This is a genomic window from Micromonospora sp. WMMD1219, from assembly GCF_049315215.1.
GTDB classification, from domain to species: domain Bacteria; phylum Actinomycetota; class Actinomycetes; order Mycobacteriales; family Micromonosporaceae; genus Micromonospora; species Micromonospora tulbaghiae.
This window is the reverse complement of record NZ_CP186057.1, coordinates 6,354,664-6,368,432: the sequence shown is the minus strand read 5'-3', so window position 1 is coordinate 6,368,432 and position 13,769 is coordinate 6,354,664. Positions and strand designations below refer to the sequence as shown.

Genomic DNA, 13,769 nt, shown 5'->3' with positions numbered 1-13,769 from the left:
GCGGTCGTCGCCCCTTTCCGTCCGGTCAGCCCTGGTGCGGCGGGTTGTCGACGTCGCGGGAGACGACCTCGCCCTTGGCGTCGACCCAGCCCTTCGGGCGGGCCGGGTTGCCGGCCACCAGCTGGTACGGCTTGACGTCGCGGGTCACCACCGAGCCGGCGGCGATCATCGCGTACTCGCCGACCTCGATGCCGCACACGAGCGTGGCGTTCGCGCCGATCGACGCGCCCCGGCGGACGAGCGTCGGGGTGATCGTCCAGTCCGGATTCTGGGCGCGCGGGCGGAAGTCGTTGGTGAACACCGCGCACGGGCCCACGAACACCTCGTCCTCGATGGTCACGCCCTGGTAGACCGAGACGTTGTTCTGGATCTTCACCAGGTCGCCGACCGTGACGCCCGCGTCGACGTAGACGTTGCGGCCGATCACGCAGCCGGCGCCGACCTGGGCGCTGGACCGGATGTGCGCCAGGTGCCAGACCTTGGTGCCGTCGCCGACCTCGGCGCCGGACTCCACGTCGGCCGTCGGGTGGACGAAGACGGAGGCGGACCGGTCGTTGCTGTCAGTCATCTCAACTCGCATCATGGCCAGGGCGCGTCGCGCCGTCGGGCGGGCTCGACGCAGCATAACGAGCGCTCACGCGAGCAGTTCGGCCACCGCGTCGGCGGCGGGCCGGTCGGCCGGCAGCGGGTGCGCGGCGACCACCGCGTCCACCGGCAGCGCGGCGTACAGGTGCGGGAACAGCGCGTCGCCGCGGGACGCCTCCCAGCGCAGCGCGTCGCCGAGCCGGGCCTCGTCCACCGCGAGCAGCGTCAGGCCGGTGACCCCGGCGAAGAAGCGCCGGGCGGTCTCCACCACCTGGTCGGCGGCGGACAGGTGGACGTAGCCGTCCTGCCGGTCCATCGCGGTGCCGGCGAACCGCCCGTCCGCCCGCGCCTGCGCCCACTCGTCGTCGGAGAGAATCTTGTAGATCACGGCAGCAGCCTAGAGCGGCCTCGCGTCCGCGCGGCGCGTCTGCCACCATTCGCAGGGCAACACGTCGAGCGGAGGGGGGGCACGGGGTGCGGATCCTCCTGGTCGAGGACGACCGCCGGGTCGCCGCGGCGTTGTCGTCCGCGCTGACCCGGCGCGGTTACCAGGTGGAACACGCCGCGACTGTGGCCGCCGCGCTCTCCGCCGCCCCCTGCGACCTGGTGCTTCTCGACCTGGGGTTGCCCGACGGCGACGGCACCGACCTGTGCCGCGAGCTGCGGCGGCGCAGCAGCCGGCTCGGCATCATCGCGGTGACCGCGCGCGGCGAGGAACGCGACCGGGTGCTGGGGCTGCGGCTGGGCGCCGACGACTATGTGGTGAAGCCGTTCTCGATGGTGGAGTTGCAGGCGCGGATCGAGGCGGTGCTGCGCCGGGCCGCGCACACCGCGCCGCAGCGCAACCTGATCGAGGCCGGCGCGGTCCGCATCGACGTGGGCGGCCGGACGGTGACCGTGGCCGGCCGGGACGTCACGCTCACCCGCAAGGAGTTCGACATCCTGCTGTCCCTGGCCCGCCAGCCGGGGGTGGCGGTGCCGCGCGAGCGGATCCTGCTCGACGTGTGGGGCACCACCTGGGCCGACCGGCACACCGTCGAGGTGCACGTCGGTTCGCTGCGCGGCAAGCTCGGCGACCCGACGCTCGTGGAGACCGTGCGCGGGGTCGGCTACCGGCTCCGCGACGCGTGAGGAGGGGCCCGTGCGCCGCCGGCTGGTGATCAGCTACCTGCTGCTGATGGTGCTGGTCCTGCTCGCCCTGGAGACGCCGCTGGCGGCCACGCTCGCGACGCGGGAGACCGACCGGGTACGCGCCGACCGCCTCGCCGACGCCACCCGCTTCGCCTCGCTGGCCGGGCCGGCGTTGCGGGGTGGCAGTCCGGGGCCGCTGGACGGGGAACTGGCCGCCTACGACGCGCTCTACGGCATCGGCGCGGCGGTGGTGGACCGGGACCGCCGTACCGTCGTGGCCTCGTCCGGCTGGGAGCCGGGCGCGGGCACCGGCGCGGCGCTCGACACCGCGCTGTCCGGGCAGCAGTTCAGCGGCCCGGAGTCGGTGTGGCCCTGGGGCAGCGGGCCGGTGGTGACGGCCGTGCCGATCAACGACGGCGGCGAGGTGCTCGGCGCCGTGGTCACGACCAGCCCGGCGGACGGGGTCCGCCGCACCGTCACGGTGTGGTGGCTGCTGCTCGCCGGCATCGGCCTGCTGGCGGTGCTGGCCTGCGTCTCGACCGCGTTCGGGCTGGCCGGCTGGGTGCTGCGCCCGGTGACCGAGCTGGACGCGGTGACACACGAGATCGCCGAGGGCCGCCGCGCCGCGCGGGTCCGCGCCGGGCTGGGCCCGCCCGAGCTGCGCCGGCTGGCGACCAGCTTCAACGACATGGCCGACGCGGTCTCCGACGTGATGGACCGGCAACGCGCCTTCGTCGCGCACGCCAGCCACCAGCTCCGCAACCCGCTCACCGCGCTGCGGCTGCGGGTGGAGGAACTGGGCCCCAGCCTCACCGACCCGGACGGGCGCGCCGAGCACCGGCTGGCGCTGGAGGAGACCGACCGGCTCGCCACGGTGCTCGACGCGCTGCTCACCCTGGCCCGCGCCGAGCGGGAGGAGAACCAGCGGGTGACGGTGGACGCCACCGCCGCCGCCGCGTCCCGGGTGTCGGCCTGGCTGCCGCTGGCCCGGCACCGCGAGGTCACGCTCCGCCTCGACGCGGGGGACGCGCCGGTGTACGCCCGGACCGTGCCGACCGCCATCGACCAGGCACTCGACGCCCTGATCGACAACGCGGTGAAGTTCAGCGGCGCGCAGGGAGAGGTGACGGTGACCGTACGCGCCGCCGACGGCGGGACGGTGCTGACCGTCGGCGACACCGGCCCGGGCATGACGGCCAGTCAGCTCGACCAGGCCACGGAGCGGTTCTGGCGGGCGCCGGACGCGCAGAACGTGGACGGCGTGGGCCTCGGGCTGACCATCGCGGCGGTGCTCGTGGACGCCTCCGACGGCCGGCTCACCATGCGCCAGGGCGAACCCCGGGGCCTGGTCGCCGAGCTGTGGTTCCCGGCGCCCGCCGACGAGCCGATCCGGCGCTGACCCGGCGTCAGGGCTTCGCGGCGCGGTACCACTGCGCCGCGCCCGGATGCAGCGGCAGCGGGGTGGTGACGATCGCCGACCGGGGACTCATCCGTCCCGCCGCCGGGTGCGCGGCGGCCAGTTCCTCCCGGCGGTCCATCAGCAGCCGGGTCACCTCCCGCACCAGCGCGGCGGGCAGGTCGGCGCGGACGATCAGGTAGTTCGGGTTCGCCACAGTGCTCACCGGATCGGCCCGGTACACCGACCGCGGCACGTCCCGGGTCACGTAGACCTGCCCGTACGCCCGGCGCAGCGGCTCGGTCCAGTCGCCCAGGTCCACGATCCGCAGCGAGGTCCGCTGGGCGAGGTCGGCGACGCCGCGCACGGGCAGCCCGCCGGAGAAGAAGAACGCGTCGATCCGTCCCTCCCGCAGGGCCGCGACCGAGTCGTCCAGCCCCAGGTGCTCCTGACGTACCCGGTCGCCGCCGAGCTGGGCCACCGCCAGCAGACGGGTGGCGGTGATCTCCGTGCCGGAGCCGTCGGCACCCACCGACACCCGCCGTCCGCGCAGGTCACCGAGCGTGCGGATCGGCCCGCCCGCGCGGGTGACCAGGTGCAGCAGGTCGTCGTAGACCCGGGCCACCGCCAGCACCGACGGATGCTCGGGTTCACGCGGCGGCAGCACGTCGGCCTGGGTGAAGCCCAGCTCCGCCTCCCCGGCGCCGACCAGCCGGACGTTCTGCGCCGAGGCGGCGGTGACCACCACCTCGGCCCGTACGCCGGGCACCTCGCGGTTGAGCAGCGCGGCGAGCGACTGGCCGAAGGCGTGGTAGACGGCGGTCGGACTGCCGGTGGCGATGCGGATGCGGGTCGGCTCGGACGGCTCGTCCCGGCAGCCGGACAGCCCGGTGACGAGCAGGAGCACCAGCACGAGCGGGGCGGCGGCGCGCACAGGCCAGTGTCGGCTCACGGGCTGCACTCTGCGCCGTGCACCCGCCGCGGCGCAAGCCCACGCGGTGCCCGGACCGCCGGGCGGGCCCGGGGCGTGCGCCCGGGCCGGTCAGCTCGCCGGGGCCAGCTCCGCGCTCTCGGTGATCCGCTCCCGGTACTCGCCGTTGGGCACCACCACGAGGAAACAGCCCGAGCCCGGCCGCAGCGCCGCCGGCACGTCCAGCAGCGCGGCGCCGCGTACCAGCACCGCCGCCAGGTCCCGGTCGGCGAGCCGGATGCCGAGGCAGTGCCGGCGGACGTGCCGGCCGCCGGCGAGCAGCGCCGCCCGCCAGGCCGCCGCCGCCAGCCGGGGCCGCCAGAGCCGCCGCGGCGCCGAGGCACCCGGGAACGGCCCGCCGAGCAGCTCCCGGCGGCCCTGCCGCCAGCCCGCGGTCAGCAGATTCGCGTACGCCGCCCGGTGCTGCGGCGGCACGGACAGCCGGTGCAGCTCGTAGCGGCGGCGCAGCCCACCGGTGGTCAGCTCGTGCTCCACCGGCACGTCGAGACGTCCCAGCAGCTGCCGCATCCGCTGCGCGGCGTCCTCGCGGTTGAACTCGGCGATCCCGCCCCGGTGCGGTCCGGAGTCGAGCCGGCGTACGTCGGCGGCCGGCGGCGGCGTGCAGCGCACCATGCAGGCGATCTCGAAGGCGTCGGTCAGGGTCAGCCAGTCCAGCGGTGGCGGCGACGGGCGCGGGCGGTCGAGCAGCGTGGTGAGCATCGGCGCGGCTCCTCGGTCAGAGTCGGGGTACCTCTACCGTCGCTGCCCAGCGCCGGGCCGGGAACCGCTGCGCCCGAGCCTTGAGCAAAATTTGCGGGAAGGCCGCGTCTCAGAGCTCGGTGACCACCAGGTCGACCTGCCGCGGCCGGCCGGGCGACCGGGGCGCCTCCTCGACCGTGTACTTCAGCTCCCGCAGCGCCCCCACCAGCGCATCGGCGGTGCGCGGCCGGGCGTCGGCGAGCAGCAGATCCCGCACCAGCCTGCCCTTCGTCGCCTTGTTGAAGTGGCTCACCACCGACCGGACCGGCGTGCCGTCCACGATCCGCTCGTGCAGCACCCGCACCGTCACCGTGCGTTCGGCGAGCGCGCCGCGCGGCGTCCAGGTGGCCGCGTACGCGCCGGAGCGCAGGTCCAGCACCGGACCGCGCCCGGCGGCCGGCTCCAGCACCGGGCCGAGCGCCTCCCGCCAGTACGCCGACAGCGCCCCGAGCCCCGGCAGCCGCGCCCCGATCGGGCAGCGGTACGGCGGGATCCGGTCGGCGAGGCGTACCGCGCCCCACAGGCCGGAGCTGATCAGCACCTGGCGGCGGGCCGCCCGCTGCGCGTCCGGGGGCAGCGTGTCCAGGCCGAGCGCCTCGTAGAGCACCCCGGTGTAGAGCCGCCCGGCCGGCGCGGTCGCCGCCTCCCGCAGCCGGGCGTTGCGCCGCAACTCGCCGCGCTGCCCCTCGGTGAGGCCCAGCGCGGTCCGGGCCGCCGTCTCGTCCGGCCCGGCGCACAGGTCGACGAGCGCGGTCAGGACCGCCTCCCGGGCCGGGTTCAGCTCGGTCAGGGACAGCCGGGACAGGTCCAGCCGGCGGCCGGTGCCGGCCTCGGCCTTCCCCTCCGACGGGGGCAGCAGGATGAGCACCGGCACAGCGTACGGGCCGGGGTCAGCGCCACGGCCGGACGGCACGCTCGGGGTGGTACACGCGACTGCCGCCCACCTCGGCCACCACCGCCGCGTCGGCGCGGTCGCCCAGCAGCCGCCGCAGCGTGCGCTCGGCCGGGGAGCCGACGGCCACCACGTACCCGGGCCGCGGTGCGCGCGCCACCCGCTGCCAGTACGCCGGATAGCGGTTCTGCCCGGGCGTCAGCGCCCCGTCGAGCACACCGCAGGAGACCGTCTCGCCGGTGTTGAAGATCAGCCGGTTGCACGTCCAGTAGTCCCCGTACACCTCGTGCAGACCGGCTCCCCGCACCGCGTCCGCCAGCCGGCGGGCCGTTCGCTCCTCGTCCCGTACGCCCGGCACGCCGGTCAGGAACGCCACGGTGCCGGCCAGCGTCGCGGCGGTCAGCCCGGCCAGCACCACCGCCGCCGTGGCGCCGCCGAGCCGGGCCGCCCACCCGGCGGTGCCCCGCAGCGCGTGCGCGGCGGCCAGCCAGAGCGGCCACAACACGGCCGGCAGCGAGATCTGGAGCACCGACAGGTAGCGGGCGTTGCCGAGCGGGTCGGTCGCGGCGAGCGGGCTGCGCACGTACGCCAGAAGTGTCAACGCCGCGCCCGCGACCAGCGCGAGGATCGCCACGGCCCGCACCCGCGCGGCGTGGTCGGCGGCCCGGCGGTACGCGCGCAGCCCGAGCGCGGCGGCGGCCACCAGCAGCACCGGGTAGAGCACGCCGAACCACTGCGCCCAGCGGGCGCAGCCGTCCATCGGGCACATGCCCGACGCCAGCGGCACCCCGTCCAGCAGCCCGCCGCGCAGCCGCTCGGCCAGCGGCGGCGCGACGCCCTCCTTGGTGCTGATCTCGCGGAACACCGACAGTGAGTCCTGCCCGGGCGGCGCGACGAGGTTGTCCTTGACCACCGGGGCGATCCCGGCCAGGAAGCCCGCGACCAGCAGCACGCCCGGCCAGCCGATCAGGTCCCGGGGCACCGCCACGGCGAGCACCACTGCGGCGACCAGCAGGTACGGCGCGATCAGCCAGTCCGACCACAGCGCCAGCCCGGCGAGCAGCCCGAACGCGCCGGTGGCCAGCCAGTGGTGCCGGATCCGCCGGCCGCCGAGGGCCACCGCGATCAGCAGCATCGCCAGCACCGCCGGCTTCACCTCCGGGCGGCCGCCGACCGCTGTGAGCTGGTCGCGGACCACGCGTTCCGAGCCGAGCGCCAGCAGGCCCACCACGACCACCGCCAGCCAGGGGGAGAACAGGCGGCGGGTCAGCCGGTACGCCAGCCACAGGAAGACCGCGAAGAGCGCGAGCAGCGGCAGCCGCAGCAGCGGCCAGCTCGGCCCGGCCCAGCCGACCAGCGGCGCGGCCAGGTACGACTCCAGCACGCCCATGTAGCGCTGGCCGTAGAGGAAGACCGGCCGCTCGCCGCGCTCGGCGATGTGCAGCGCGGCCAGGCCGAACGTCGCCTCGTCGCTGTTCGACGCGGGCACCGTGAGCAGCGTCAGCACCAGCCGGTAGCCGACCCCCGCGACGCCGAGCAGCAGCGCCACCAGCGCCGGAGCGTCCGGACGCGGCCGTACCCGGTCCCGCTTCGTCGTCGACACGACCAACGCCCCCGTCGTCGTCCCGACCGCAGTCTGTCACGGCGGCGCCCGGCGCCGGGGCGGATCGGCGTGGATCACTCGCGTGGCCCGGCCGCTCCGGTTGTGGCACTGTTGCCGTGTGCCGCCCACACCACCGGACCAGCTTGCCGTTCCGCAACTGCACCGCGCCGCGCGCTTCGAGGACGCCGTGCACGGCCTGGTGGAGCGCCGGTTGCGGCGCACCGGATGGCAGCCCAACATCATCGCGTACGCGGGCTACGGCGCCCCGGGCTGGGCGCGCGTGCTCTGCCGGGTGCTGCTCGGCCGCCCGGACACGCGGCGGCGGGGCCGACTGGACAAGGTGCGGGGCTGGCGCAGCTTCGCCACGCTGCCCGCCAAGCACGTGAAGGTGACCATCGAGGCCGACGGCGTGCGCCAGGAGGTGACCGCCGACCGCAGCGGCTTCGTCGACACCGTGATCGAGGCCGACTTCACCCCTGGCTGGGGCTGCGTACGCCTCAGCGTCGCCGACGCCGAACCGGTGGAGGCGCTGGTCCGCATCCTCGACCCGGCCGTGCGCTTCGGCATCCTCTCCGACATCGACGACACGGTCATGGTGACCGCGCTGCCCCGGCCGCTGCTCGCCGCGTGGAACACGTTCGTGCTGGACGAGCACGCCCGCACCGCCGTGCCCGGCATGGCCGTGCTGTACGAGCGGCTGGCCACCGCCCACCCGGGCGCGCCGGTCTTCTACCTGTCCACCGGCGCGTGGAACGTCGCGCCGACGCTGACCCGGTTCCTGTCGAGGCACCTCTACCCGGCCGGGCCGCTGCTGCTCACCGACTGGGGGCCGACCGCGGACAGGTGGTTCCGCAGCGGCCGGGAACACAAGCGGGCCACGCTGGCCCGGCTGTCCCGGGAGTTCCCCGAGGTGCGGTGGCTGCTGATCGGCGACGACGGGCAGCACGACCCGGAGATCTACCGCGAGTTCGCCGCCGCGCACCCGGACCACGTGGCAGGGGTGGCGATCCGGCAGCTGTCGCCGACCCAGTCGGTGCTGGCAGGCAGCCTGCCGGCCCCGGCCGGCCGGTCCTCATCGGGCCCGATCGGCCAGAAGTGGCTGAGCGCCCCCGACGGCGCCGGCCTCTGGAAGCTCCTCCGAGAAGCCGACCTGGTCTGACCGTCCCCCTCTTCTCTCCCGTCGATCATGAGGTTGACGGCCTTGTGGATCTCCAGAAGTGCCGCCAACCTCATGATCAACGGGGTGTCAGCCAGAGAACGCCCAGCGGGGGGATGCGCAGGGACGCCGACGCGGGCAGGCCGTGCCACGGCACGTTCTCGGCGTGCACCTCGCCCAGGTTGCCCACCCCCGACCCGCCGTAGTGGTGGGCGTCGGTGTTCAGCGCCTCGGTCCACGTCCCGCCGGCCGGCAGGCCGATCCGGTAGTCCTCCAGCGGCAGCGCGGAGAAGTTCGCCACGCACACCAGCGTCTGACCGTCCGGGGCGATCCGGATGAACGACACCGTGTTGTTGGCGACGTCGTCCCCGGCGATCCAGCGGAAGCCGGCCGGGTAGGTGTCCTGCGCCCAGAGCGCCGGGGTCTCCCGGTAGACGCGGTTCAGGTCGGCGACCATCCGTTGCACACCGGCGCGGGCCGGGTCGTGGGTGAGGTACCAGTCGAGGCCGCGCTCCTCGCTCCACTCCCTGTCGTCGGCCAGCTCGCAGCCCATGAAGAGCAACTGCTTGCCCGGGTGCGCCCACATGTACGCCAGCAGCGCCCGCACGGTGGCCAGCCGCTGCCAGGTGTCGCCGGGCATCTTGCCCGCCAGTGACCCCTTGCCGTGCACCACCTCGTCGTGGCTGATCGGCAGCACGTAGTTCTCGCTCCACGCGTACGCCAGCGAGAACGTGAGCTGATGGTGGTGGTGCTGCCGGTAGATCGGGTCCTTCGAGGTGTAGAGCAGGGTGTCGTGCATCCAGCCCATGTTCCACTTGAACCCGAACCCGAGCCCGCCCTCCGACGTCGGCTTGGTGACGCCCGGCCAGGCGGTGGACTCCTCGGCGATCATCAGCACGCCGGGGTGGTGCCGGTAGACGGTGGCGTTCACCTCCTGGAGGAACGCGATCGCCTCCAGGTTCTCCCGGCCGCCGTGCACGTTCGGCGCCCACTGCCCGTCGGAGCGGGAGTAGTCCAGGTAGAGCATCGAGGCCACCGCGTCCACGCGCAGCCCGTCGATGTGGAACTCGTCCAGCCAGTACAGCGCGTTGGCGACCAGGAAGTTGCGCACCTCGTTGCGGCCGAAGTCGAAGACGTACGTGCCCCAGTCGGGGTGCTCGCCGCGACGCGGGTCGGGGTGCTCGTACAGCGGGGTGCCGTCGAAACGGGCGAGCGCCCACTCGTCCTTCGGGAAGTGCGCCGGCACCCAGTCCAGGAGCACCCCGATGCCGGCCGCGTGCAGCCGGTCCACCAGGTGGCGGAAGTCGTCCGGGTCGCCGAACCGGGCGGTGGGCGCGTAGTAGCCGGTGACCTGGTAACCCCACGAGCCGCCGAACGGGTGCTCCATCACCGGCAGGAACTCCACGTGGGTGAAGCCCATCTCGACCACGTACGCGGTGAGCTGCTCGGCCAGCTCCCGGTAGCCGAGGCCGGGCCGCCAGGAGCCCAGGTGCACCTCGTACACGCTCATCGGCTCCTGGTGCGGCGCCTGCCGGGACCGGCGCGCGAGCCAGTCCGCGTCGCCCCACTCGTACCGTGACTCGTGCACCACCGAGGCGGTGGCCGGCGGCACCTCGGTGCGCGCGGCCATCGGGTCGGCCTTGTCCCGCCACCGGCCGTCGGCGCCGAGGACGCGGTACTTGTAGCGGGCGCCCACCGGCATGCCGGGCACGAAGATCTCCCACACGCCGCTGGACCCGAGCGACCGCATCGGCCACCCGTCGTCCGGCGCCCAGCCGGTCACGTCGCCGACCAGCCGCACCGCACGCGCGTTGGGCGCCCAGACGGTGAACGCGACGCCCTCGTCGAAGACCCGGGCGCCGAGCGCCGCCCAGAGCCGCTCGTGCCGGCCCTCGCCGATCAGGTGCAGGTCGAGGTCGCCGAGCGTGGGCGGATAACGGTACGGGTCGTCGTGCGTCGTGCCGTCCACCTCGACCCGGTAGTCGAGCACCTCGCCGGGGAGCACCGCCTCGAAGACACCGGCGTCGTGCACCCGCTTCATCGGGTGCCGTTCGCCGTCGGCGAGCACCGTCACCTCGCCCGCACCCCGGCGCAGCGTCCGGATCGTGGTGCTCCCGTCGGCCGGATGTGCGCCGAGCACGGCGTGCGGGTCGTGTACCTCGCCGGTGATCAGCTGGTCCATCGGGCGTCGTCCTTGTCGGCCGGTGCGGTCGGGGCGGTGCCGCCGGAGAGGTCGGCGGGTACGTCTTCCACTGTGAGGTCGGGCGCGGCCGGGTGCTCCGGTTCGGCGGCGGCCGGCATGGCCGGCTGCGCCGGCTCCGGTGCGGCCGGGCGGCGCACGGTGAGCACGTGCGCCGGTTGCAGGTACGGGTCGAGGCGTACCGCGTTGCGCTGCCCCCAGTCGTACTCGGCGCCGGTCAGCTCGTCGCGCACGGTGAACCGCTCGTGCCAGTCCAGCCCGAGCGCCGGCATGTCGAGCGTGGTGTTGCCCCACTGCACCTCGCGGGAGTCGAACGAGCAGACCACGATCACCGTGTTGCCGCTGTCCGGATCGTGCTTCGACCAGCACAGCAACGCCGGGTTGTCGATGTCGTGGAACCGCAGGTTGCGCAGCTGGTGCAGGGCGGGGTTGTCCCGGCGTACCCGGTTCAGCGTGGTGATGAACGGCGCCAGCGACCGGCCCTGCGCCAGCGCGGCGTCCCAGTCCCGGGGCCGCAGCTCGTACTTCTCGTTGTCCAGGTACTCCTCGGCGCCCGGCCGGGCCACGTGCTCGAACAGCTCGAACCCGGCGTACATGCCCCACGAGGGGGACAGCAGCGCGGCCAGCACCGCCCGGATCTTGAACATCGGCGGCCCGCCGTGCTGCAACGACGAGTGCAGGATGTCCGGCGTGTTCGGCCAGAAGTTCGGCCGCATCCAGTCGACCGAGGCGACCAGCTCCTCGCAGTACTCCCGCATCTCGGCCGCCGTCGTGCGCCAGGTGAAATAGGTGTACGACTGGGTGAAACCGATCTTGCCGAGCCCGTGCATGATCGCCGGCCGGGTGAACGCCTCGGCCAGGAACAGCACGTCCGGGTCGACCTTCTTGACCTCGGCGATCAGCCAGTGCCAGAAGTCGAACGGCTTGGTGTGCGGGTTGTCCACCCGGAAGATCCGGATGCCCTCGCCGACCCAGTGCAGCACCACCCGCAGCACCTCAGCCCGGATGCCCTCGGGGTCGTTGTCGAAGTTCAGCGGATAGATGTCCTGGTACTTCTTCGGCGGGTTCTCCGCGTACGCGATACTGCCGTCGGCGCGGGTGGTGAACCACTCCGGGTGCTCGGTGACCCACGGGTGGTCCGGCGCGCACTGCAACGCCAGGTCCATCGCCACCTCGAGACCCTGCTCGGCGGCGGCCGCGACGAAGTCGCGGAAGTCTTCAGGCGTACCCAGGTCGGGGTGGATGGCGTCGTGGCCGCCCTCGGCCGCGCCGATCGCCCACGGCGAGCCCACGTCGTCCGGCCCGGCGGTGAGCGCGTTGTTGCGGCCCTTGCGGTTGACCCGGCCGATCGGGTGGATCGGCGGCAGGTAGAGCACGTCGAAACCCATCGCCGCGACACCCGGCAGCCGCTCCATGGCGGTGGCGAACGTGCCGGAACGGGCGGGCGCGTCGACGGTGGCCGGGACCGCGCCCTCGGAGCGGGGGAAGAACTCGTACCAGGCGGAGAAGAGCGCCCGGGGCCGGTCCACCCAGAGCGTGCGCTCCTCGCCGGTGGTGACCAGCTCGCGCACCGGGTGCTCCCAGAGCAGGTCGGCCAGATCCAGCGCCGCGCTCACCCGCCGCGGCAGGTCCAGGTCGTCGTCGGTCAGCGCCCGCGCGGCCTCACGTACGCGATCCCGCTCGGCCTTCGGCACCAGGTCGAGCGCGGCGGTGAGCACCCGTACGCCCTCGGCCAGGTCGTTCGCCAGTTCGGCCGCGCCCTGGCCGGCGGCGAGCTTCTTGGTGACCGCGTTCTGCCACGTGAGGTACGGATCCTGGAACGCCTCCACGGCGAAGCGCCACAGGCCCACCGCGTCCGGGCGGATCGTGGCGTGCCAGCGGTCCTGGCCGGGCTCGCCCGGGCGCATCCGGGTGAACGGGCGGGCCGCACCGTCCGGGCCGAGCCAGACCACGTTGCATCCGAGCGCGTCGTGGCCCTCGCGGTAGGCGCGCGCCGACACCGGTACGACCTCGCCGACCACCGCCTTGGCCGGGTAGCGACCGCAGGAGACGACGGGGGAGACGTCTTCGATCGGGAACCGTCCAGTCACCCGCTCAACCTACTGCGCGAGATCCTCTCGCGCTCGGTTGCGCACTGCTTCCACGCCGCCACGCCTTGGCACGCCGCATGTAGCGCAGCACCCCGGCCGGCCCGGTGGAGACCGGCCAGTCGTCGGTGCGGAAGTAGGCGTCCGAGCCGCCGTCCAGGAAGATCACCGAACCGCAGAGGAAGTCGGCGGCCGGCGACAGCATGAACGCCACCCACTCGCCGACGTCCGCCGGCCGGCCGCGCCCGCCGACCGGCACCGGCAGCCCCTCGACCGCCTCCTTCTCGCCCCGGGCGATCTGCTCCTCCAGCAGCGGGGTGGCGATGATGCCGGGCGCCAGGACGTTCACCCGGATGCCGGCGCCGGCCCACTCCGGCGAGATCGCGGCGCGGCGTGCCCACCGCGTCACCGCCAGCTTCGAGCTCGCGTACGCGAACGGCGCCGAGCGCTTGCCGAAGCGCCCCACCACGCGCAGTGCCCGGTCGGCGTCGCGGTCGAGCAGGGCCCGCACGGCGCGCTCCGGCACCATCGGGGTGAGCGTGACGGAGTTCGAGCCGAACACCACGACCTTGCTGTTACCGGCGGCGGCCAGCGCCGGTCGCCACGCCTCGAGCAGCTCCACCACGCCGAAGAAGTTGACCTGCTGCACGAGCCGGTCCCGGCCGGGGATGCCGCCGAGCCCGGCGGCGCAGACCGCTCCGTCGAGCCGCCCTCCGGCCCGCTCCAGCACCTCGGTCGCCGCCGCCGCGCGCCCGGTCGGCGTGGAGAGGTCGGCGACGACCTCCACGTCCCGCAGGTCCACGCCGACGACTGTGTGCCCGTCTCGCCGCAGCCGTTCGGCGGACGCCCGGCCCATGCCGGAGGCCGCGCCGGTCACCGCGTACGTACCCATGTCGTTCCTCTCCGCTTCGCCGACGGCCGGTCCGGGTCGGCCCCTTGCGTCTTGCCGGATGCTGGCACGCCGGGCGACCCGGGTGCGACGAAACCGTG

Annotated in this window: 12 protein-coding genes; 3 read left to right on the top strand and 9 right to left on the bottom strand. The window is 74.4% G+C overall.

All coding sequences use genetic code 11. The annotated features are described in order from the left end of the window. Positions 1–25: 25 nt before the first annotated feature. Positions 26–568: an acyltransferase gene (locus tag ACN27C_RS29750; RefSeq protein WP_387377024.1), complete on the bottom strand. Its 543-nt coding sequence runs from the start codon at positions 566–568 to the stop codon at positions 26–28. A 66-nt stretch (positions 569–634) separates the two neighbouring features. Further along, complete coding sequence (locus tag ACN27C_RS29745; RefSeq protein WP_387377023.1) at positions 635–973, bottom strand: DUF952 domain-containing protein; 339 nt, start codon at positions 971–973, stop codon at positions 635–637. Between the two features lie 86 nt (positions 974–1,059). Between ACN27C_RS29745 and ACN27C_RS29740 the strand changes: the two genes are divergently transcribed. Together ACN27C_RS29740 and ACN27C_RS29735 are read left to right on the top strand one after the other, a co-directional pair. Then, positions 1,060–1,716: a response regulator transcription factor gene (locus ACN27C_RS29740; RefSeq protein ID WP_120570704.1), complete on the top strand. Its 657-nt coding sequence runs from the start codon at positions 1,060–1,062 to the stop codon at positions 1,714–1,716. 10 nt (positions 1,717–1,726) lie between these two features. After that, positions 1,727–3,115 carry a sensor histidine kinase gene (locus ACN27C_RS29735; protein ID WP_422749549.1) on the top strand — a complete coding sequence of 463 codons (1,389 nt, stop codon included), beginning with the start codon at positions 1,727–1,729 and terminating at the stop codon, positions 3,113–3,115. Between the two features lie 7 nt (positions 3,116–3,122). Here the strand turns inward: ACN27C_RS29735 and ACN27C_RS29730 are convergent, their stop codons facing one another. The 4 genes from ACN27C_RS29730 to ACN27C_RS29715 all read right to left on the bottom strand — a co-directional run bounded on the left by ACN27C_RS29730 (position 3,123) and on the right by ACN27C_RS29715 (position 7,336). Then, positions 3,123–4,046: a TAXI family TRAP transporter solute-binding subunit gene (locus ACN27C_RS29730; RefSeq protein ID WP_421501199.1), complete on the bottom strand. Its 924-nt coding sequence runs from the start codon at positions 4,044–4,046 to the stop codon at positions 3,123–3,125. A 108-nt stretch (positions 4,047–4,154) separates the two neighbouring features. Further along, positions 4,155–4,802, bottom strand: coding sequence for a hypothetical protein (locus ACN27C_RS29725; RefSeq protein ID WP_120570701.1), 648 nt, complete (start codon positions 4,800–4,802; stop codon positions 4,155–4,157). A gap of 109 nt (positions 4,803–4,911) precedes the next feature. Further along, positions 4,912–5,715, bottom strand: a complete 804-nt coding sequence (yaaA, locus tag ACN27C_RS29720; protein ID WP_121683901.1) for a peroxide stress protein YaaA — start codon at positions 5,713–5,715, stop codon at positions 4,912–4,914. A gap of 16 nt (positions 5,716–5,731) precedes the next feature. Then, complete coding sequence (locus ACN27C_RS29715; protein ID WP_422749547.1) at positions 5,732–7,336, bottom strand: hypothetical protein; 1,605 nt, start codon at positions 7,334–7,336, stop codon at positions 5,732–5,734. A gap of 82 nt (positions 7,337–7,418) precedes the next feature. Between ACN27C_RS29715 and ACN27C_RS29710 the strand changes: the two genes are divergently transcribed. Further along, the gene (locus ACN27C_RS29710) at positions 7,419–8,495 is read left to right on the top strand and encodes an App1 family protein (protein WP_120570699.1); all 1,077 of its coding nucleotides are present in this window, start codon (positions 7,419–7,421) and stop codon (positions 8,493–8,495) included. Between the two features lie 76 nt (positions 8,496–8,571). Here ACN27C_RS29710 and glgB read toward each other — a convergent pair whose 3' ends face one another. From glgB to ACN27C_RS29695, 3 genes are read right to left on the bottom strand one after another with little or no spacing between them, the layout of a single operon-like run. Next, positions 8,572–10,674: a 1,4-alpha-glucan branching protein GlgB gene (gene glgB, locus ACN27C_RS29705; RefSeq protein ID WP_422749545.1), complete on the bottom strand. Its 2,103-nt coding sequence runs from the start codon at positions 10,672–10,674 to the stop codon at positions 8,572–8,574. Beyond that, positions 10,662–12,782, bottom strand: coding sequence for a maltotransferase domain-containing protein (locus ACN27C_RS29700; protein WP_422749543.1), 2,121 nt, complete (start codon positions 12,780–12,782; stop codon positions 10,662–10,664). Before ACN27C_RS29700 ends, glgB begins: the two co-directional genes overlap by 13 nt. A gap of 4 nt (positions 12,783–12,786) precedes the next feature. After that, on the bottom strand, positions 12,787–13,671 hold the full coding sequence (locus tag ACN27C_RS29695; protein ID WP_121683940.1) for an SDR family oxidoreductase: 885 nt from the start codon (positions 13,669–13,671) through the stop codon (positions 12,787–12,789). Positions 13,672–13,769: the final 98 nt, after the last annotated feature.

Bases quoted from the DNA above. Each gene is read 5' to 3' on its own strand.
- ACN27C_RS29750 (WP_387377024.1), bottom strand. From the start codon at position 568: ATGACTGACAGCAACGACCGGTCCGCCTCCGTCTTCGTCCACCCGACG.
- ACN27C_RS29725 (WP_120570701.1), bottom strand. From the start codon at position 4,802: ATGCTCACCACGCTGCTCGACCGCCCGCGCCCGTCGCCGCCACCGCTG.
- glgB (WP_422749545.1), bottom strand. From the start codon at position 10,674: ATGGACCAGCTGATCACCGGCGAGGTACACGACCCGCACGCCGTGCTC.
- ACN27C_RS29695 (WP_121683940.1), bottom strand. From the start codon at position 13,671: ATGGGTACGTACGCGGTGACCGGCGCGGCCTCCGGCATGGGCCGGGCG.